This window comes from Acinetobacter sp. A47 (genome assembly GCF_000805455.1).
In the GTDB taxonomy this organism is placed as follows: Bacteria; Pseudomonadota; Gammaproteobacteria; order Pseudomonadales; family Moraxellaceae; genus Acinetobacter.
Genome location: NZ_JSUS01000039.1, coordinates 51,211 through 72,486, shown reverse-complemented (window position 1 = coordinate 72,486; position 21,276 = coordinate 51,211). Strand labels below are relative to the sequence as shown.

The window sequence follows — 21,276 nt, the reverse complement described above, 5'->3', positions numbered from 1 at the left end:
AGAAAGAATAGATTGCCGCTGTGATGACCGAAGTACCTGTAAATGATGAATATGACCGCCGTTTTGCTGGTGTTGCCAAAATTTATGGAGAACATGCTTTTGCCCATTATGCGCAAAGCCATGTCATGGTCATCGGGATTGGCGGTGTGGGGAGCTGGGCCGTCGAAGCGCTGGCGCGTACCGGGATTGGCGAGCTGACGCTGGTCGATATGGATGTGGTCGCAGCATCGAATATTAACCGGCAATTGCCAGCAATGAGTTCGACACTGGGACAAGAGAAAATCGAGGTGATGGCAGAACGTTGCCGTCAAATCAATCCACGTATGAAAGTCAATGTAATTGATGACTATCTCAGCCCTGACAATGTCAAGGAAATCCTCAATCCGGTGCCAACCCTTATTTTAGATTGCATTGATGACGTCAAGGCCAAGCTTGCCTTGATGCTGCATTGTCGCTTTAACAAGATTCCGCTGATTGTTTCAGGCGGGGCCGGTGGCAAGCTCGATCCACTAAAAATACGTGTTGCAGATTTGTCCCGAACCGAACAGGACCCGATGCTGGCAAAATTACGTACACAACTACGCTCTATGGGGATTTGCAAAAAGCCAAAAGATAAATTTGGCATTACCTGTGTTTATTCGGTTGATAATCCGTTTTCAAGTGCAGAGGTCTGTCCAAGTGCCGGCTTGCGTTGTGGCGGTTATGGCTCAGCGGTGGTGGTGACCTCAAGCTTTGCGATGGTCGCCGTAGCGGAAGTCCTGAAAAAACTGGATAAGCTCAGGACTTGAATTCTGATGGGACTGATTATGCTTGTGGATATTGCGGTGCCAGGCGGTAATAGCTGTAAGTGACATTCGGGTCTTTATAAACGTCATAGCTGGTCTGTTTGAAATCAGAGACCCATTGTGATCCGGTAAAGCCGGCGATGTGACCGTAACGATGCTTTTTGGTGCGGTGAATAATATAAATATCACCTGGCTGGGGATTGTTAAACTCAGGGCTAATCTGCTGATAGCCGATCTGCTGTAGGGTGCGGCCCCAGTCTGAAGCAGCGACAGGATGTTGCACGATGTTGGCACCCGCCGATTGTAAAGCGATTCTGACAAATTTGGCACATTGAGATGAGCTACGGTAAGACGCCCGTTTTGCCAGTTTTTGCGAGAATTTATCTACATCAATTGCAGGGACTGACGGAGCCTTCGGCATTTCTCGATAAGGAATAACCACCTGTTGTGCAGGTGGGTGAATCATACTGTGATCAACTGAAGGTACATCATAAATCATTGTGAATCTCTACCGCATTTTCAAAACAACTGAACGTGTGCCAGAATCTATTACGCGGCACATGGTAAGCGATAAATCTCAAAAAAACCAAAATGTAATGTAATAATATAACAAATTTTCGGATTTATAATGAATTCTTAATCAATATTCATTGAAGATTTACTTAATTATAAGGAAGTTATGTGACACACAAGAAAAAATTTCAGATTTGTAAAATGATATTTCACAGTGTGAAGTGTGTCACGTTTTTATTAGGCTTCCTTAGCCTTGATGCTCTTTCAGATAATCTTCGGTACGCTGCATGGCGGCCTGAATATTCTGGATGGCCGTTTCAATATCGGTGATGGTTTTTGCATTGCCGCCACTGAGTGCCTGACGCCATTTTCGTGCACCGGGCAAATTCTGGAACAGACCCAGAATATGACGGGTGATAATTGATAATGGAGCGCCTTCTGCTACACGTTGATGAATATAAGGCATCATTTGCTGCATGATCTCGAAACGATCTGGCGCCTGCAGGTTCCAGAGCTGGCCCATCTCCGCCAGTAAATACGGGTTATGGTAGGCTTCACGGCCAATCATGACGCCATCAACATGCTGCAAATGCTGCTGGGTTTCTGCAAAGGTTTTAATCCCGCCGTTGATTTCAATGGTCAGGTGAGGACGTTCCTGTTTCAGGCGATAGACATCTTCATAACGTAAAGGCGGCACTTCACGGTTTTCTTTCGGTGAGAGGCCCTGCAAGATGGCAATACGGGCGTGTACGATAAAATGCGTACAGCCTGTTGCTGCAACGGTATCGACAAAATGCAGCATTTCTTCATAAGACTGCATGTCATCAATCCCGATCCGGTGTTTTACAGTTACAGGAATCGATACTGCTTTTTGCATGCTGTGAATACATTCTGCCACCAGATTCGGCTCTGCCATCAGGCAGGCACCAATTTTATTGTTTTGTACACGGTCGCTAGGGCAGCCGACATTGAGGTTGACTTCATCATAGCCCCAGTCTTCAGCCATTTTGGTACAGGTTGCCAGCTCTTGCGGATTGGAACCGCCCAGCTGTAACACGATCGGGTGTTCTTCTTTGTTGAAATCAAGATGACGATTGGCACCGCCGTAAATAATTGCACCGGTTGTTACCATTTCGGTATAGAGCACTACATTGGGGTTAAATAGCCGTGCAAAGAAACGATAGTCTTTTGTGGTCCAGTCCATCATTGGTGCTACACTGATTCTTGGCTTACTAACGGGTTCAAGGCTTTGGTCAATAGTCATTTAAAATCATACCTTTAATCTAGTATTTGAATCTGCGTAAACGCATGGTAACACCTGTGAATGTGAGGTTTGCATGTACCCCCTGAACACAAAAAATGGTGTAAATGATGGGTTCAGTGAAGGCAAGAAAAGGCGCAGAGGGTAGTGCGAGTTACCGAGCAGCGATCCGGATCAAGCCAAAGGGATATCCAGCCGATTCTGAAAGCAACACCTTCCATTCAAAGAAAGTAACGGAAAACTGGCTTAAGCAAAGAGAACTCGAGATTCAGGAAAATCCAGACATTTTGTCAGGCAAAGTACAATGGATCGACCGAACTTCGGCAGATGCCATAGATAAATATTTGCAACAAGTTGGGAGCGAGTACGGAAGGACGAAACGCGATACTCTTAGCTTAATGAAGCAATTTCCGGTAGCGCGCCATATTACCACAAAAATAAAATCAGTACATTTGGCCGGTTTTGTTACATTCAGAAAACGGCTCATTATCTTTCAGCGTGCTACTTCGCTGATGAGCAGATGATAAATACTTTTTGGTGCGACTGGCTGATTGTCCGTTTATATTCTTTCAATAAGTAATTTTTTTAAGAAAAGCGCGATAAACCATGCTTGTTGTTTAAAAATGAAGAAGCTATGGGGGATAAATATCTGGTTGTACCCCATGTGATATAAAATATTTGAATCGGTTTTATTATTTATTATTCATCCCTCGCAACTCGGATAAAGGCTGCTTTTTAATTTTAACAAATAGGTTTACTTTATTGATTTTTAATTTATTATTGCTTTAAATTTTTTGCATGGCCTTATTAAGCTGCCTAGAGTTTTTAACTAAAAAAAATGTAAATTTCATGTTAAATAGAACAGATATGAGCACTCGGCGCTCTATGTATGGTCACGGCCGGTTATTGTTAAAAACTATCTGGCAAGAGATAGCCTATTGATATGGGTTTAAAATGTTTATTACAGGCGGTTCTGCCAACGTTGTAGCGGATTGTGATCAATTTCCTTTTAAACATGATTAAATAATTAATTGAAAGAGGTCTCTCGAACCGGGCGGCTTCATGGACTGCTACTTATGCGTAAACTTCCCGTACCTGAAGATCTCCCATATGATCTGACTACAATTTATTATCGCCTCTTTATGCAGCTTCCTCTGGGCGAATTAAAAGAAACTGTCGACCTGGAAATGGCGCTTAATCAGGTAAATGCGACTGATGTTCATGCCTTGCAGGACTATCCAGCGCATAACCTGTCAGCTTATACCGGTTGGGCGATCAATGCAGAATCAACCCGAACCGCAAGCAAACAGCAGCCGGTATTCATTGATCGGCTATATTGCTGGGGTTCGCAGCTTTATCGTTCGGTCAATCCATATAAACTGGAACTGGGAGGTAAAAATCTGCTCAGAATTCCACAATATAGCAAATTACCAGAATCGGTTGATGCTGTTATTGCAGAAGATGACGAGCGTTTAGATGTTTCTGATTATGATAATAAGAAAATTATAGCGCCGGTCTCTACAATGCAAGGTGTTATCCAGCAAGGCAGTGTAATCAGACAAGGTGATCTAATCTTACCTAAAAATCAAAAAATCACACCAGAAAAACTGATTGCGCTCAGACGTGCTGGTATTAAACAGCTCACAATTTATAGAAATCCACGCATTCTGGTGGTGAGCATGCATAGCTTTGACGAAGCGCATTGCTTCTGTGAAGAAAGCCTGTACGTTAAAGACGTATTGAAAACGTGGGGTTACGATCAGGTCGAGATCATGCAACTTAAGCCACAGCGTTATGATTCAGCCTTCAATAGCCTTAAGAAACAGAAAGACCCAACTTTAGATGAGACCTTAACAACAGATTGGGAAAGTTATAATCGTTTTTTTGAAGAACATATTCCAAATTTTGACATTATGGTGATCTGTTCTCACAAGAACATTGGTGGTTCACTATTTTCAATCGGTAGACTTACGACTTTTGATCCGGGGAGTATGCCCTCAAATTTCCAGACACGCGCTATCCCTGCTGCTGAAATGGGCATTATCAGAAGTATGCCGAGAACGCCTCAAGTTCGTGAAGTCGTACAGCTTTATGATGATCAAGGTCGGCATAAAGGTGCCAAAACGGTCATTACTGAAGATAAAACAATAATTATTAATCTTCCCGGCAATATGCAGGACATTGCCTTACTCATGCATTTCATGGTGAAGTATATTCTAAATAAACATGATCCAGATTTTCTCAGCAAAATATTTGTAAAAGGTCGCGCCAAACAGAAAATTGAAACTGATCCTCACCAAAAGCAACTGTTATGGGGCAAATATCAACTTGATAATGATGGTCAGTATCGTCTAGAAATAGTTGAAAAGCAGCATGCTTATCAAATAGAAGCTTTTCTGGTGGCAAATTGTATTGTGGTGGTGCCTTTTGCTGAGCAGCCGGTTCAGGCGGAGGAAACCGTGTATTTTATAAAAATTGATTAACTGGATATTTGATTGGAGATAACCTGCATATCGTCACTTTCTTGGCTTCTAAGCATAACGGCTACTGAAATGGCTGGGCAGAGTTAAAGACAATAATAGTTTTTTATCTGGTTCCCTGATTGAAACCATCTTCAACATGCTTCTGATGCGGTTATAAACGGCTTCTGAAAATGTGCAAGAAAAAAAGGGACATCTGGCCATTTGAGCAAGCTCCTCCCCGGTGCCCGATTTGTGAGCAGCGAGGAGGGGGAGATTAGCTGGCTGTAACCTGATTTTTCTTTACTGTAACCGAGTCCAGAAAACTAAACAGCATGCAGGCCAATACCAGACTGATGCCTGCCAGACAAGTTGCACTCCAGCCACCATGATTCCAGGCAAAAATTCCCAAAGCCGAACCACCAGCGCCACCAGTGAAGTAGGCGGTCATATAAATGGCATTAATCCGTGATTTGGCATCGGGGCGTAAACGGAAAATAATACTCTGGTTACTGGTATGGACTAATGCCAAAGCCAACTGGATCAATGCAAAACCAAGAATATAGCTCACTAAAACCGTTTGGCCGAAATAGAAAAATATCCAGCTGAGAATGAATAAGGTACAACCGATCCAGGTCAGTCGGCTGGTATAGCCCTGATCTGCATATTTACCAATATATTGGGTAGAAAGCGCCCCGAAAATACCGACCAGCGGCACCATACCAATCAGCAGGTCTTGTAGATGATGGGCTGAAGTCAGCAACAGGGCGATGGTTGAATATAAAATACTGACCGCGGCAAAGGCAAAACCCCCAGCAAGTGCGCGCAACACCAAGCGCTTTTCTTGCTTCAGCAGTTGCGCCATGGAGATAAAAACCTGACCATAATTCAGCTTCATACGCATGACATAAGGCAGGCGGCTTTTTAAGGCATAGGCCAGAATCAACATCAGAATGCCACTGACCACATAAATGACTTTCCAGTGAAACAGGTTGGAAAACAAGCCTGCGAGGCTAGTTGAAAGCAAGATACCGACCAGTAAACCACTCATCAAAAAGCCAATCACTTCGCCTGTTTTTTCAGGTTTTACTGTCATGGTGGCAAGCGGAATCAGTACTTGTGCGGCCACTGAAAACAGTCCCGCCATTACTGTGCCCAACCATAACATCGGTAAATTCACAGAAAAGGCACTGATGAACAAGCCAATGGCACATAAACCCATGAGTAAGGGAATAAACCGGGTTTTGTTGACCACATCGCCCATTGGCACAATGAACAACAGACCGAGTGCATAGGACACTTGGGCAAAGGTGACCGTCAGGGCTGCCTGACCTTCGCTCACTGAAAAATATTGCTGAATCGAATGAATCAAGGGCTGGCTATAATAGTTGGCGCCCGCACATAAACCGCATGCCGCTGCCATAAACCAAAGTAAAGTTTTATTTTGACTGATATCTTCTTGAGGGATAGACATAGGATTCTCTATTCTGATTTATGCGGTATAAGCGATGGCTTCGATTTCAACTTGCATGTTTTCTAGGGCTAGCGCAGGTACAGGAATCAGGGTGCAGGCTGGAAAGGCCTGATTGTTCCATAAAGCTTGCATGATCGCGACCAGCGCCTGAAGTTTGCCAGCATCATGATCGACGACCAGAATACGGAGCACGGCAATATCTGACAGTTGGGCCTGGGCTGAAGCTAATGCCTGCTGAATATTATAGAAGACTTGTTGTACCTGTTGGTCAAAATATTCAGAAAGCTCGCCATTTTTATTTTCGCCACCCTGACCTGCGATATGAATCATGCGCATATTGGGCTTTACAATCGCGACGTGACTATAACCATTGCGATGCGGGTCATAGAGTGCATCGGGATTGATCAATTGAAATGCATCGGTATGGGGCTGATTCATGGCTAAAACTCATTCTGGTTGCTGTGGTATGTTAGTATCAAAGCTCAAGTTAACTAGAGGTCAAGCAGATTTTGAAACAACAATTACAGACTTGGCTGAGTATTGGCGAACTGGCGAAAAGAAGTGGTGTTTCAGTGCCAACCATCCGTTTTTATGAAGAAAAAGAATTGATCTGGGGCACGCGAACGGCAGGTAACCAACGCCGTTATCAACGGGCGATGTTGAGAAGGATTGCCATTATTAAAGCAGCCCAGCAAGTCGGGATCAGCTTGCAACAGATGAAAGAGAGTTTTGCGACCCTGCCGAAGCAGCAAGTGGCCACGAAAAAAGATTGGCAGGTCATGTCACAACAATGGCAGGGACAACTCGATCAGCAAATCATGATGTTGCTTCAGCTACGTCAACAACTGGATCAATGTATTGGTTGTGGCTGCCTGTCTTTGCAACAATGTCCATTAAGAAACCCGGAAGATTGTCTCGCAGAAGAGGCGATGGGGGCGCATTTTCAGGAGATTTTATTATTACTGAACCAGAAGGATGAACCGGATCATTGAGTTGCTTAAAATTTGCACCATTGTTGTGCAAAAATACAGCTTTTGCCAGACAAAACGATACAAATATCACTTGAAAAAATGCCTGCTTAATTTTTTACACTTCTTTTTGGTTTTTCTTAAGGTTGATGCCCTTACACTTCAGATTTATTGATAAGGAAAATCTTTATCAAATGCGGGCAGCTATTCTCAGCCAGCCTAACGATTCGATAACAACTCGCCGAAAAGACCAGCAGAAAATCAAGCTAAGCCAATTTCACTGATCTGGTGCGTGCATATGATGCTGACAAGACCTGCTATTCATGCAGCAGCAGGATGCAGGTCAAAGTATTGAACAAGGATGAGCTTGAGGTCTATTGAAATTCAGGATGTCTGATTATTTTGTTGGATAAATATTGCAGGTATAGCACCGACCACCCGGGATGCCGTGCCTAGTACGAAACGGATAGGGACGTGAAATTCATATTGTAATAAATATGAAGAGAGATGCTCATCTTTAAAAAAAGTCAAACGTTCTGATCATACCGTGTTTCAAAATAAATGTGAATCATCAGTTCAAAATATGGGTATTTATTAAATAAATATTGGGTGGTAATTTAAAAAACTTCCATTAGAATCCAAATTTCTACAAAGAATACTCCTGGGGGAAACATTGCTATTGGCGATGTTTACTTAAGAAAAACTAGCTTGAGGAACGCTCATGCAGATCGGAATCCCAACCGAAACTGTTGCAGGTGAAAGTCGTGTGGCGGCTACACCGGAAACAGTCAAGAAGTTGATTAACGCAGGTCATCGCGTTGTCATTGAACGTGGTGCTGGTGTTAAAGCTGCGTACATTGACAGTGCTTATGAACAAGTTGGCGCAACCATTACGGACGATGCATATACAGGTAGCCAAATTATTTTGAAAGTACGTGCCCCTAAAGGTGACGAAATTCAAAAGCTTGCGGCGAATACGACTGTGATTGCAATGTTTGACCCTTACCGCAATCCGGAACTAGACCAGTTTGCTGCTCAGCAGGTATCTGCTTTTGCACTTGAGCTGCTTCCGCGTACATTGTCCCGTGCACAAAACATGGATGTACTGTCATCGCAGGCCAACCTTGCAGGCTATAAGTCTGTATTGCTGGCAGCGGCTGAATATCAACGTATGTTCCCAATGTTAATGACCGCTGCAGGTACGGTGAAACCTGCACGTGTAGTGATTATGGGGGTCGGTGTTGCTGGTCTTCAGGCGATTGCGACTGCGAAACGTTTAGGCGCTGTAGTGGAAGCAACCGATTTGCGTCCGACTGCAAAAGAGCAGGTGGAATCTTTGGGCGGCAAATGGCTGGATGTGCCAATGTCTGACGAAGAAAAACAAAAAGCTGCCGATGCTGCCAAGAATGGTTATGGCTGGATGCCAGGTGAACAATACATCAAAGACCAGGCTGCCATTGTTGATAAGGCGGTATCCAATGCCGATATCGTGATTACGACAGCCTTATTGCCAGGTCGTGATGCACCGCGTCTGATTCGTACTGAAACCGTTGCCAAGATGAAACCGGGTTCTGTCATTTTAGATATGGCAGTTGAGACCGGCGGTAACGTGGAAGGTTCCAAAGAAGGTGAAACCGTTGTAACTGAAAATGGCGTGAAAATTTTGGGTATCCCGAATATTCCGGGCACGGTTGCAACAGAAGCATCGGCATTGTATGCACGTAACGTATTTAACTTCCTGGAAACACTGTTCGATAAAGATAAAAACTTTGCGATTAATCAGGAAGATGAAATCCAGAAAGCGTTACTTGTGACGCATGGCGGTCAAGTACTGCTCAAGCGCGGTTAAGGAGAGTTCTCATGGTTGAAACGATTACAATTTTCGTCCTTGCCATCTTCGTAGGTTATTACGTGGTTTGGGGGGTAACGCCTGCATTGCATACGCCATTAATGGCTGTAACCAATGCCTTGTCTTCAATCATTATTGTGGGTGCAATGATCCAGACCGTAGGTCTGCCTGCAATTGGTGTTGATGCCAATGTTGCATTCCAGAGTGTCAATGTGGTGAGCGTGCTGGGAGCAATTGCTGTGTTCCTGGCAAGTATCAACATCTTTGGTGGCTTCGCTGTAACTGCTCGTATGCTTGAAATGTTCAAGCCAAAGCAAAAGAAAAAAGAGGGCTAAGCGATGGAATTCATTCGAGACTATGCGGATTGGTTCTACCTGATTGGTGCGGTCCTGTTTATCTTGACCTTACGTGGTTTGTCTGGTCCCAAGACTGCGATTGCCGGTAACCGCTACGGTATGATTGCAATGGCGATTGCAGTTGTGACCACCTTCTTTGTTGCCGAGCATCCTGTGATCTGGATGATTGGCGGTGCCATGGTGCTGGGTGCAGTTGTCGGGATCGCCCGTGCGAAAACCGTTCCAATGACACAAATGCCTGAAACTGTAGCATTGATGCACTCTCTGGTTGGTCTGGCGGCAGTATTGATTGCGATTGCTGCGATCTTGCACAACAACCAGCTCACTGCATTATTTGCACAAAATGAAACTGCTTTAACCGCAGCGGGTGTTCAGCATGCACATATGAGTGGCGTGCATTTATTTGAGTTGTTTGTGGGCTGCTTTGTTGGTGCGATCACCTTTACTGCTTCTGTATTTGCTTACGGTAAACTGGCTGCCAAGAAATGGGCAAAAACCATCTCTGGTGCCTGGGTAAAACCGGTTCAGGCCATTATCTTTATTGCCATGCTGGCATGTGGTTTTTACTTCTTTACCACAGGTAACATGACAGCATTCTGGGCAATGACTGCACTTGCGCTGGCATTTGGCTGGGTGTGGATTGCACCAGTGGGTGGTGGTGACATGCCGGTGGTGGTTTCACTGTTGAACTCATTCTCTGGCTGGGCTGCGGCAGGTATCGGTTTTACACTTGAAAACAATATGCTGATCGTTGCCGGTTCGCTGGTAGGTTCTTCTGGTGCGATTCTCTCTTACATTATGTGTAAGGCGATGAACCGTTCAATCATCAACGTCCTGTTTGGTGGTGCCATGGGAGGTGCGGCGGCAGCTTCAGCAGACAAAGGTGAACAGGTTCAGCGTAACCACCGTTCTGGTTCAGCAGATGATGCAGGCTTCCTGATGTCAAATGCAGACAGCGTTGTGATTGTACCGGGTTATGGTATGGCGCAAGGTCGTGCCCAGAATGCGGTGAAAGAGTTATGTGAAATCCTGAAAGAGCAGGGCGTAAAAGTTCGCTTCGCGATTCACCCGGTGGCAGGTCGTATGCCTGGTCACATGAACGTATTGTTGGCAGAAGCGGATGTGGCCTATGAAGACATCCTGGAAATGGATGAGATCAACTCCGACTTCCCTGCAACAGATGTAGTACTGGTGATTGGTGCGAACGACGTGGTTAACCCGGCAGCGAAAGATGATCCAAGCTCACCAATTTATGGTATGCCGATCCTTGAAGCGCATAAAGCACGTACTATCATGGTGATCAAGCGTTCGATGGCGACAGGTTATGCTGGTCTGGACAATGACTTGTTCTACAACGAAAAAACCATGATGATCTTTGGTGATGCCAAGAAAGTTGTGGAAGATATGACCAAGGCAATCAATGGTGGCGGTCACTAATCCGGCTGTACCCCAGATTGTAAAAGCCACCTTCGGGTGGCTTTTTTATTGAAATGCATGTATTGAGTCTGGATTAATCAAAATAGGTATGTTCGGGGAGTCCTTGCAGTAATTCGAAAAATTGATGAATTTGTGCTTCTGTGACACGTGCTGTGGAAATCGGAGGTAACTCATCTTGGGCAAAGAAACCGACTTCAGAGGTTTCGATGCTCGGTTTTAACTCACCGCCAGTGATTTCACACCAAAAGAAAGCCTTATACACATGTAAAAACATGGCTGGGTGAGGGTGTTTTCTCCGATCTGTCAGTGCGAGCAGTCTGGTTGCTTTCACTTCCAATCCTGTTTCTTCCAGAACTTCTTTTTCGGCATTTTCTGCTGTTGAGTAGCCAATATCAGCCCAACCTCCGGGAACCGACCATAAGCCATCTTGTGTTTCTTTGGCCAATAAGAGTTTATGGTCTTTAAATACAACGGCACGTACATCTAGTTTAGGCGTTGCATATCCGACATCTTGCAGGACATTGGAGATAAAGTCCTGAGTGTCGATTTCTTTTAAATCAATCAAGGTACGGACATAACTGATAATTTGGTCATAACGTTCTTTGTCATAGACATCTTTTGAATAGTACAAACCTGTTTGCGCGAGTCCAGTAATTTTGTTGAGTGTTTCAATCCATTCAGTTGAATCTTTCATCTTGTTTTAGATTTAATTGCTGATTAGTGAATCCATACTAGCATTGTTGTGCTGATTGGCAAAAAGAAGACGGGGCGATCAAGCAGGAGCAGGGCATTATAAAACTAGCTTACAACAAGTTTTACGAGTGCTTTAATATTATGGAAAGTATAAAAAAGCGACCGGTTCGGTCGCTTTTCTGGAGAGCTTTACGCTACAGATTCGGGTGCGCGCCATAAGCTTTCTAGGTCATAGAACTTACGTGCGGTTGGTAACATTACATGTACCACAACAAAACCGAGATCGATTAAGATCCACTCGGCATCGCGTTCACCTTCGACACCGATTGGGCGGAAACCTGCTTTACGTGCTTCATCAGCAACATTATCTGCAAGGGCTTTAACATGACGTGTCGATGTACCGCTTGCAATCACAATTGCATCGGCAACATTGCTGATCGAACTTACGTCAAGTTCAAGAATATCTTTGGCTTTTACATCAGTGAGAGCTTCATGTACAACTTTAAGGCAAGCCTGTACATCTTTGTTCGCTGTTTTGATTTTTAGGTCGTGAGAATTAGAAGCGCTGGGCGATGGTTCTAAATTCATAGAGGGTATATTTTCCTGACAATTGCTCATTGTCAAATATACCGTTTTTCTCTAAAAAGTTCAAATTTTAGCAGTAACAGTTTATGTATTCACATCATTGGAAAAATACTTTTTCTTCCATGTAAAAGACTGATCTGACTGATTTTTTGGTCGATATTCAGCGGCAATCAGTCCCCGATATTCACTTTGTAGCAGCCAGTCAAATACCTGTTTATAGGGGATGTTTCCGGTATCGGGCTCATGGCGACCCGGACAGTCGGCAAATTGGATATGTCCAATCTGGTGCAGGTTTTCTTGTAAACCGGCCAGCACATCCTCACCCATCATGGCCATATGGTAACAGTCATATTGCATTTTTAAGGCTGGGTGGTTGACGGCCTCCAGCATTTCCTGTGCTTGCGCAATATTCTGGAGTAAAAAACGTGGCATATCTGTGCCATTGATCATTTCAAAGACGGGCTCAATACCGTGTTCGGTCAGCATGTGGCAAGCAAGCTTTAGATTGCTGGCCAGTGTATTCAGGCAAGGAAGCAGGTCTGCATCGAGAGGCTGTTTGCCTGCCAGAATATTGACGCGCGGGACATCGAGCGCAGTGGCATAGCGTATTGCCAGTTCAAGTGCCTGATGAAATTCAATTTCTTTTCCCGGAACCCCTGCCAGTCCATTGCCGCCCTGCATCAGGTCACCGGCAGGTACATTGATCAGGCATAGTGAAAGGTTGTGCTGTTCCAGCTGGGTACGAATATCAATAATCTCAAGTTCATAAGGAAACTGGATTTCAACCTGTTGAAATCCGTGTGCCTGTGCTAAGGCAAAACGCTCAATTAAAGGCACTTCCGTAAATATCATTGATAAATTGACTGCAAGATGGCTCATATTCGGACTCCCTGAATCAAAAGACCCTGCTATTTATTGTTCTGTAATTTTGATGATAGTAGCTAAATCCTTCTCGGCAAAGCCATTTTCTTGGTGGGCTTGTAACTGTAGTAGAGCTTTTTGTGCCACAGGTATCTTTAAGTTAAAACTTTGTGCCAGATGTAATGCATTGTTGAGATCTTTTGACAATGTTTGCACTTTCCATTGCACCGGTTCAAAGTGTTGGGTTGCCATACGTGGAGCCAGTATCTGGAACGGCTTTGAATCGGCAAAGCCGCCTGTAAGGGCGGGTGCCAGTAGGGTGGTGTCGACGCCTGCCCGGTCTGCCAGTGCCACTGCTTCAGCAATCAGGGTGCTATTTGCAGCCACAATCAACTGATTGCAAATTTTGGTGGCCTGGCCTGTACCCGATTCACCCATACGGGTTACACGCTGGGACAGGACCTGATAAACAGGATTAAGTTGCTGGATGGTTGCTGCATCACCACCTGCAAAAATGACTAAGGTTCCGTGTTCAGCGCCCGCGGTTCCACCGGATACAGGTGAGTCAATCCATGTCACACCCTGTTGCCGGGCTGCCTGAGCGAGGCTCTGGGTGGCAGCAACGGACAGGCTGGAAAAATCTACAATGATTTGCTCAGGTTGTAAGTAAGTCTGGATCTGGGAAAACACACTTTGCACAGCCTGATCGTCGGCCAGACAGGTTAAAACAACAGGATAATTTCCAATCTCTGCCAATACCAGAGACTGGGCACCTTGTTGCAGCAGTGCTTCACATGCATGTGGGCTACGGTTCCAGACCGCTACCGTATAACCGGCTTGTAGCAACCGGCTGGCCATACGTGTGCCCATTAAACCCATCCCTAAAAATGCGATGGGGGTGTGCTGATCAATATGCATGTGAATATTCCCTCAGGGTGTTTATTTATATTGGCGCGGTAAAAATTCCACTTCCGGGTTTTTATCTTTCTTACGCGCAAGACGACTATTTTTACCTAACAATAATTTAAGCTGCCACAGCTTTTCCAGTCGCAATGCTTTTTCCGGTTGATGTTCCATTGCGTCCAGCACACGTTTTGCGGCCATAATTGCATCAGGCGAACGCTGTAACATTTCTTCGGCAATCAGCCAGGCCTTTGCCAATGGATCGTTGTCTAAATGCGTCACCAGACCAATTTGCTTGGCATATTCGGCATTGAAGATACGTGCGGTCAGGGTGAGCTCTTTGGCCAGATCAACGCCAATCAGTCCTTTTAAAGAGCGGGTCAGTCCCATATCCGGTACCAGCCCCCAGCGACTTTCCATAATCGACATTTTGGTATTTGGTGTTGCAATACGGATGTCGGCAGCCAGTGCCAGTTGCATGCCTGCACCAAAGCAATAACCTTCAATCGCTGCAATCACAGGAATGGGCAGGTTCTGCCAGATTAAAAATGCTTTTTGAAACAGGCTTTGCCCGGGTTTGATCAGCTCCCATGCCGCAAATGCCGTATTCTTCGGGTTATTCAGGTCAGACAGGTCGATGCCAGCACTAAAGACATGGGCTTCACCTGTCAGGATCACACAACGGATGGAACGGTCTTTTTCAATTTTTTTTGCGGTTGCGACCAGTTCCTTCAATAAGGCAAAGCTCATTGCATTGCGTTTGTCCGGTCGGTTTAAAGAAACAGTTGCAATACCATTTTGCTTTTCAACGCGTAAAAGTGCCATCTGTCTTACTCTTATTGTGTTCGATAAGGCAGCATAACATGAGAGCCAGAGCTGAAACATGACACCCCAGTCACCTTAACTGTCGTGTGCATGCAAGATCAGGTTTGCTGCCTGTCTGACCTGCTCGATTGCCGTATTCAACTCATTAAAACGATGGTTGGTTTCACGAATAAAATGCTCATCGGCTTTACGGCGCTCTTTACGTAAAGTCGAAACAAACTGTTCAAACTCACCTGAAACCTGTTGCAGATTTGGTGTGCCGACATAGCGGGTTGCGCCATACAGGCGGTGTAACACATGTTCGAGCTGTGGAAAGTCTTCCATCTCGATCAACTGCTGCATTTCTGCAAGTTCGGTATCAAAACTGTCGACCAGCATGCCTAACAGATCCTGAGCCAGATCTTCCTTGTTGGCTGCCAGCTGTACGCTTTGTTGCCAGTTCAGAATCTGTGGGTCAATCGACTCGATCGGGCGTTTTTGTTCAATGTTGACTGGCTGGACACTAAAATTGTTTTTGGTCCAGTGGGTCAGGATCTGGATAATCTGTTCCATCTGGATCGGCTTGGTCACGTAATCATTCATGCCCACCTTGAGTAATTTCTGTTTTTCATCGGCCAGTGCATGTGCGGTTAAGGCGATGATTGGCAATTGCATGCCGTTATCCAGAGTGGACTCCAAGGAGCGGATGGCGCGTGTGGTATCAATCCCGGACATGACTGGCATCTGGATATCCATAAACACCAGATCGAATGGCGGTGACTTCTGCTCAATACGTTCCTGAATGATATCAATGGCTTTTTGCCCGCTGAGTGCCTTGGTGGTGGTGACATTGAGTTCGCCCAGCAAGGCTTCAAGTACAATCAGGTTCGGGAGATGGTCGTCAACTGCCAGTACGTGCAGACCCTGTCCATTAAAGTCTTCGGGTTCCTGTTCAAAAATCGGCTGATTGCCCAGTAACTGAACCAGTTCGCGACGACTGAGCGGTTGATACAGCGGGCGGGCGCGGTATTCATTGAGCATGTTTGGCTCAAGGCTCATCTGGTAACCATATACTGCGAGATTGCCATGATAGCGCTGGCGAATTTCCTTGAGCAAGGCTTCAGTGTCGCCACTATGATCTACAATCAGCCAGGTATTTTCCTGCTGGTTGAGGTGATTCAGGCGGCTGAACAAGTCCAGTATGGATTGGGTTTCAATATGGGCAACACGATAATTTTCCAGATATGAACGCAGCACGCTGGCCGTAGCCGGATGAGCCAGATAGGAGACCACTTGTAAATGGTCAAAATGAGGATGCTCGACAAACTCGTTGTGTTCTTCCACTTTAAATAAAGCGGTAAACCAGAAGGTTGAACCTTTTTCTGTCGGTGCGCGCTCCTGATTGTCCTCAAAGCCGATCTGGCCATGCATCAGGTGTACCAGTTGCTTGGAAATGGCCAGTCCAAGTCCGGTTCCGCCAAACTGGCGGGTTACCGAGGCATCACCCTGCGAGAAAGATTCAAACAGTTTTTTGCGGTCGGTACCGCTTAAGCCAATACCGCTGTCCTGTACACTGAAATGCAATAAACATTGTCCGATCTCGTCATCTTCCATCCGCACCCGTACGATGATTTCACCATCAGGCGTAAATTTGATTGCATTGGAAATCAGGTTGGTCAGAATCTGCTTGAAGCGCAGCGCATCGCCGACCACATGCTGTGGAATATTTTCGGCATAGTAAAATGCCATGTTGATATGCTTTTGTGCGGCCAAAGGCGAAAGCATGTCCATCACATCAAAAATGGCTTCTTCCAGATCAAATGGTGCGGTTTCGAGCTCCAGTTTGCCCGCGTCGATTTTGGAAAAGTCCAGTACATCATTGATCAGTGCCAATAAGTGCGCTGAGGATTTCCGAATGGTTTGCAGATACAGGTTCTGTTCATTGCTCAGGTTTTGCTGACGCAACAGCAAGTGAATAAAGCCATCAATACTGTTCAGTGGCGTTCTGAGTTCATGGCTGATATTGGCCAGAAAAACCGACTTGGACTGATTGGATGAAATGGCCTGGTCCCGGGCCTGACGATAGGTAATGTTCTGGACTTCGAGTGTGTCCAGGGTACGTCGTAAATCTTCCTCGGTTTGTTCGGTATGTTCTTTTAGCTCAAGGAAGCTAAAGTGCAGGCGTTTTACCACATTGGCAATATCACGCTGTAGCAAACGCAGTTCGCCGGTACTGTTTACCACAATATGCTGGTCGAGGGTATCGGCATTGAGGCGTTGCATCTGCATGCGGATTTCATAGATCGGCGCCAGCCAGCGACGTGAAAATACATTCAGGCAGAACAACAGAATCAGTAAGGTCAGTAACCCGGTGACAATCAGTGAAAGCAGCACTTTATAGCGTGCCAGTTCCAGTGGCTGGTTATCCAGTTCGATCATCAGCCAGACCGAATCCGGATTGCCACTATCGAGTTTGGAGCCGTAAATATTATTGTGATTATGGGAAATCGGGCCAAAAAAATTACTATTGTTGGGGAAGTTGGGCCAGAAACGGTTGTTTTGGTAACCGACACTTAAATAGGTCTGTCCTTTATTGTCGATCAGCACGGCACGTTGCAAGTTTTTTTCATCAAACATCTTTTGCATGATGTTCTGGGCACGATCATATTGATCAGGCTGCTCCTGAACCAGCTTTAATAAATCATTTGCAGTTTGATGATAGCGCGCCAGTATGGCCGAAGCCTCTGCACGTTGTTGTTGTTTTGCTGAGTTGGTGGTTTCAGCTAAAACCCAAAGAATCCCTACGCTGGTCAAAATTGCAATTGGTACAAGAATCAGTGCAATCAATTGCCCATAAGCATGATTGAGGCGTAAGCGTTTCGATATGGTCTTATTGAAATTTGACATAGTTCGGTCAGATTTATCATTCTGCGCAACATCTTAGCATGCTTTCCGGTAAGCGCAGCCATCTGCTTGCCAATAAAAAGCAGAGTGAAATGGTGCAGTATTGCTGTTTTTTTCATACAATAGTCGCCACCTTAATATCGGTGTCGATCATGACGAATACGCAAACTGATTTTTTAGCAGATGAATTTTTACTGGATGAGTATGTCGGTAAAACCCCTTTAGTACGTTTGCAGCGTTTAGCGTGTCACACTCAGGCCACGGTATTGGCAAAATTGGAAGGCAATAACCCGGCAGGTTCGGTCAAGGACCGTCCTGCCTACAATATGATTGTACAGGCCGAAAAGCGCGGTCAGATCCGTCCGGGCGATACCCTGATTGAAGCCACCAGTGGTAATACGGGTATTGCTTTGGCGATGGTGGCGGCCATGCGCGGCTATAAAATGAAGCTCATCATGCCGAACAACATGAGTCAGGAACGTAAAGATGCCATGCTGGCTTATGGGGCAGAGTTGATTGAAGTGACTCAGCAGCAGGGGATGGAAGGCGCGCGTGACCTCGCGATGCAAATGCAGGCCGAAGGCAAGGGCTTTGTGCTGAACCAGTTTGGTAACCCGGACAATGTCGAGGCCCATTACCTGACCACAGGTCCCGAGATCTGGAAACAGACTGGCGGCAAGATTACCCATTTTGTCAGCTCAATGGGTACTACCGGTACCATCATGGGGGTATCCAAATACCTGAAAGAACAAAATCCGGATATCCAGATTGTGGGGCTGCAACCTTCAGATGGTTCAAGCATTGCCGGCATTCGCCGCTGGCCGCAAGAATATCTGCCTACCATTTTTGACCGCAGTCGTGTCGACCGTATTATTGATATTCCCCAGATTGAAGCAGAAAAAACCATGCGTAAGCTGGCGCGTACCGAAGGGATCAGCGCAGGCACATCTTCAGGTGGTGCGGTGTGGGCCTCCATTAAACTTGCCGAAGAAACTCCAGGTGCAGTGATTGTCTGCATTATCTGTGACCGCGGTGACCGTTATTTATCAACGGGTTTATTTTCAGTTCAAGATTAGAGTCTCCCTCTAATACCTCCTGGAAAAAAGGGGGGGCTTTCTCCCTTAGATCAAGGGAGCTAGGGAGGGATTTAAAGAGATGTCAAGATGAGCTTACGCTTTCCGATTTTAGTTTTTGATATTGAAACCCTGACCGATTTAAAGGCGGGGGCTCATCTTTATCATCTGGATTTGCCCGAAAGTGACGTGGAGCAAGCCCTGACCAAGCTTCGTCGACAGGAGTCCGGTATGGACTTCCAGCGACTGCCTTTACATGAGATCGCCTGTATTTCCGGACTGTGGATTGATGAAAAGGGCTTGCGCCTGTTTTCATTTAGTCAGGAGCAAAATACCGAGGCCGAAATGCTGGCCAAGTTCCTGTCTATTTTTGACAAGAAACAGCCGACGCTGGTGAGCTGGAACGGCTCGCAGTTTGATTTGCCTGTGATCCTGTTTCGTGCCATGTATCATGGGCTGTCTGCACCAAGCCTGTTTGACCAGGGTGAAATCAACCAGCAAAAACGCTACAACAATTATCAAAACCGTTATCACCACCGTCATGTTGACCTGATGGATGTGATGGCGATGTTTAATGGGCGCAATTTCCAGAAGCTGGATGACATCGCCTGTTTACTCGGTTTTCCGGGCAAGCGCGGAGAGATGGGCTACCATGTACCAGAATACATACGGACTGAACAATGGCTTAAACTGACCAGTTATTGTGAAGGTGATGTCTTAAATACATGGCTGATCTATCTTCGCTGGCTATTGCTCAAAGGTCAGCTCAGTCAAAAAGATCATCAGCAGCTGGTTCAGGCCACGGTTGATTATTTACAAACTCAAACGCAACAAGCAGAATTTTTACAGATATGGCAACAAACATCGCAATATACTGTATTTACTGCCGACACTTTTGCGCCAGAAAATTAGGTTTATCTTTTGAAACACAAAGCGAAACATCGCCCCGCCCAGTATCCAACCTATACCTTTCAGATCGAAGCATTTTCTCATGAGGGGCGCGGCATCGCGCATTATGGAACCCATCCCGATCATCCGAAAGAAAAACATGGCAAGAAGGTGTTTATTCGCTATGGGCTGGTTGGGGAAACGGTACAGGCCAAGATTACCAACCAGACTTCCCGGCTGGAAGAAGCCGACATGATCAGGCTGGAAAGTCAGGCGGCCGAAGGACGGGTTGATCCTGTCTGCCCGCATTTTGGGGTATGCGGGGGCTGTAGCCTGCAACATATCCATCCTGATGAGCAGATTTTATTGAAGCAGAACGTGCTGAAGTCACATTTACAGCACTTTGCCGGCTTGCAGCCTGAGCAGTGGCTTGAGCCTGTCCGTTCAGACCGGCCGGATTACCGCCGTCGGGCCCGTATCGGGGTGCGTTATATTGCCAAGCAGAACCGTTTGGTGATGGGCTTTCGTGAGCATCACAGTAACCATCTGACTGCGGTTCAGCAATGCATGGTTCTGGACCGGAGCCTGTCTGAAAGTTTGCCGGAACTGAAAAAATTACTCGAAAGTCTTACAGGCAAAGCCCATATTGGTCATATAGAATTGGCCATGGGCGACACCGAGGTTGCATTGCTGATTCGTCATCTGGATGAATTAACACTGTCGGATGTCAACCAATTACGTCAGTTTACGTTACTCAAGGGATGGCAGTTATATTTACAGCCGAAAGGGGTAGATAGTTTACATCGCGTAGATGATTCACAGGCAGCGATGCGCCTGCATTATAGCCTGGATGAATTTGCAGTCAGATTTGCATTTTCACCGTTAGATTTTACCCAGGTGAATAGTGGCGTAAATGCAAAAATGATCCACCTGGCATGTGAATTGCTTCAATTACACAAAGGAGAACGGGTGCTTGACCTGTTCTGTGGACTGGGCAACTTCTCGCTTCCGATGGCACGTTGTGTGGGTGAGGACGGGCAGGTGATTGGTGTTGAAGCAAGTGAAGAGATGGTACAGCGGGCGACAGATAATGCGAAAGCAAATCATCTGTCACAGGCAGTATTCTTTTCACAAGATTTAACAAAAGACTTTTCGCATCATTCTTGGGCGAAACAGGGATTTGATGCATTATTAATTGATCCTCCAAGATCAGGTGCATTTGAAGTCATGCAATATGTGCCTAATTTTGGAGCGAAAAGAATCGTTTATGTTTCATGTAATCCATCCACACTGGCAAGGGATGCAGGTGTACTGGCACAATATGGCTATCAATTGAAGAAAGCGGCGGTCATGGACATGTTTACACATACTGAGCATGTTGAATCCATCGCCCTGTTTGAAAAAGTTGAGCAGCTTGAAAAAATCGAAGAGATAAACGATTAAAAAATGAGTTACATATCCAG

At 45.7% G+C, this 21,276-nt stretch carries 19 protein-coding genes and 1 pseudogene; 10 read left to right on the top strand and 10 right to left on the bottom strand.

Going from position 1 to position 21,276, the window contains the following annotated elements:
- The first annotated feature begins 23 nt into the window (after positions 1-23).
- Positions 24-788: a ThiF family adenylyltransferase gene (locus OC23_RS10020; protein WP_038344547.1), complete on the top strand. Its 765-nt coding sequence runs from the start codon at positions 24-26 to the stop codon at positions 786-788.
- Between the two features lie 16 nt (positions 789-804).
- On the opposite strand, the gene OC23_RS10015 is transcribed toward OC23_RS10020, so the two are convergent.
- Together OC23_RS10015 and dusA are read right to left on the bottom strand one after the other, a co-directional pair.
- Complete coding sequence (locus OC23_RS10015; protein ID WP_038344546.1) at positions 805-1,284, bottom strand: CHAP domain-containing protein; 480 nt, start codon at positions 1,282-1,284, stop codon at positions 805-807.
- A gap of 261 nt (positions 1,285-1,545) precedes the next feature.
- Positions 1,546-2,562, bottom strand: coding sequence for a tRNA dihydrouridine(20/20a) synthase DusA (gene dusA, locus OC23_RS10010; RefSeq protein ID WP_038344545.1), 1,017 nt, complete (start codon positions 2,560-2,562; stop codon positions 1,546-1,548).
- 107 nt (positions 2,563-2,669) lie between these two features.
- Here dusA and OC23_RS10005 point away from each other — a divergent pair.
- Positions 2,670-3,038: pseudogene (locus OC23_RS10005) on the top strand (integrase); the annotation flags it as partial.
- Positions 3,039-3,635: 597 nt separating this feature from the next.
- Positions 3,636-5,042 (top strand): molybdenum cofactor biosysnthesis protein MoeA, encoded by a 1,407-nt coding sequence (locus OC23_RS10000; protein ID WP_038344544.1) that lies wholly within the window; start codon positions 3,636-3,638, stop codon positions 5,040-5,042.
- A gap of 253 nt (positions 5,043-5,295) precedes the next feature.
- Here the strand turns inward: OC23_RS10000 and OC23_RS09995 are convergent, their stop codons facing one another.
- Positions 5,296-6,492 carry an MFS transporter gene (locus tag OC23_RS09995; RefSeq protein WP_038344543.1) on the bottom strand — a complete coding sequence of 399 codons (1,197 nt, stop codon included), beginning with the start codon at positions 6,490-6,492 and terminating at the stop codon, positions 5,296-5,298.
- An 18-nt stretch (positions 6,493-6,510) separates the two neighbouring features.
- Complete coding sequence (locus tag OC23_RS09990; protein ID WP_038344542.1) at positions 6,511-6,930, bottom strand: RidA family protein; 420 nt, start codon at positions 6,928-6,930, stop codon at positions 6,511-6,513.
- A gap of 68 nt (positions 6,931-6,998) precedes the next feature.
- Here OC23_RS09990 and soxR point away from each other — a divergent pair, with 68 nt between their 5' ends.
- The 4 genes from soxR to OC23_RS09970 all read left to right on the top strand — a co-directional run bounded on the left by soxR (position 6,999) and on the right by OC23_RS09970 (position 11,102).
- Positions 6,999-7,484: a redox-sensitive transcriptional activator SoxR gene (soxR, locus tag OC23_RS09985; RefSeq protein WP_152607821.1), complete on the top strand. Its 486-nt coding sequence runs from the start codon at positions 6,999-7,001 to the stop codon at positions 7,482-7,484.
- 697 nt (positions 7,485-8,181) lie between these two features.
- Positions 8,182-9,309, top strand: coding sequence for a Re/Si-specific NAD(P)(+) transhydrogenase subunit alpha (locus tag OC23_RS09980; RefSeq protein WP_038344540.1), 1,128 nt, complete (start codon positions 8,182-8,184; stop codon positions 9,307-9,309).
- An 11-nt stretch (positions 9,310-9,320) separates the two neighbouring features.
- Positions 9,321-9,644 carry a proton-translocating transhydrogenase family protein gene (locus tag OC23_RS09975; protein ID WP_038344538.1) on the top strand — a complete coding sequence of 108 codons (324 nt, stop codon included), beginning with the start codon at positions 9,321-9,323 and terminating at the stop codon, positions 9,642-9,644.
- Between the two features lie 3 nt (positions 9,645-9,647).
- A complete protein-coding gene (locus OC23_RS09970; RefSeq protein WP_038344536.1) occupies positions 9,648-11,102 on the top strand; it encodes an NAD(P)(+) transhydrogenase (Re/Si-specific) subunit beta in 1,455 nt (484 codons plus the stop codon).
- Positions 11,103-11,175: 73 nt separating this feature from the next.
- On the opposite strand, the gene OC23_RS09965 is transcribed toward OC23_RS09970, so the two are convergent.
- From OC23_RS09965 to OC23_RS09940, 6 genes are all read right to left on the bottom strand, one after another.
- Entirely contained in the window at positions 11,176-11,796 is a 621-nt protein-coding gene (locus OC23_RS09965) for an NUDIX hydrolase (protein WP_038344533.1), read from the bottom strand.
- Positions 11,797-11,984: 188 nt separating this feature from the next.
- Complete coding sequence (rsfS, locus tag OC23_RS09960; RefSeq protein WP_038344531.1) at positions 11,985-12,383, bottom strand: ribosome silencing factor; 399 nt, start codon at positions 12,381-12,383, stop codon at positions 11,985-11,987.
- Positions 12,384-12,464: 81 nt separating this feature from the next.
- A complete protein-coding gene (locus OC23_RS09955) occupies positions 12,465-13,259 on the bottom strand; it encodes a hydroxypyruvate isomerase family protein (protein ID WP_038344530.1) in 795 nt (264 codons plus the stop codon).
- A 33-nt stretch (positions 13,260-13,292) separates the two neighbouring features.
- Positions 13,293-14,159, bottom strand: a complete 867-nt coding sequence (locus tag OC23_RS09950) for an NAD(P)-dependent oxidoreductase (RefSeq protein ID WP_038344528.1) — start codon at positions 14,157-14,159, stop codon at positions 13,293-13,295.
- 21 nt (positions 14,160-14,180) lie between these two features.
- Positions 14,181-14,969 (bottom strand): crotonase/enoyl-CoA hydratase family protein, encoded by a 789-nt coding sequence (locus OC23_RS09945; RefSeq protein ID WP_038344525.1) that lies wholly within the window; start codon positions 14,967-14,969, stop codon positions 14,181-14,183.
- Between the two features lie 75 nt (positions 14,970-15,044).
- A complete protein-coding gene (locus OC23_RS09940) occupies positions 15,045-17,855 on the bottom strand; it encodes an ATP-binding protein (protein ID WP_038344524.1) in 2,811 nt (936 codons plus the stop codon).
- Between the two features lie 149 nt (positions 17,856-18,004).
- Between OC23_RS09940 and cysM the strand changes: the two genes are divergently transcribed.
- The 3 genes from cysM to rlmD all read left to right on the top strand — a co-directional run bounded on the left by cysM (position 18,005) and on the right by rlmD (position 21,256).
- The gene (gene cysM / locus OC23_RS09935; RefSeq protein ID WP_038344522.1) at positions 18,005-18,928 is read left to right on the top strand and encodes a cysteine synthase CysM; all 924 of its coding nucleotides are present in this window, start codon (positions 18,005-18,007) and stop codon (positions 18,926-18,928) included.
- Between the two features lie 87 nt (positions 18,929-19,015).
- A complete protein-coding gene (locus tag OC23_RS09930) occupies positions 19,016-19,837 on the top strand; it encodes a 3'-5' exonuclease (protein WP_038344520.1) in 822 nt (273 codons plus the stop codon).
- Positions 19,838-19,846: 9 nt separating this feature from the next.
- Positions 19,847-21,256: a 23S rRNA (uracil(1939)-C(5))-methyltransferase RlmD gene (rlmD, locus tag OC23_RS09925; RefSeq protein WP_038344518.1), complete on the top strand. Its 1,410-nt coding sequence runs from the start codon at positions 19,847-19,849 to the stop codon at positions 21,254-21,256.
- Positions 21,257-21,276 lie beyond the last annotated feature (20 nt).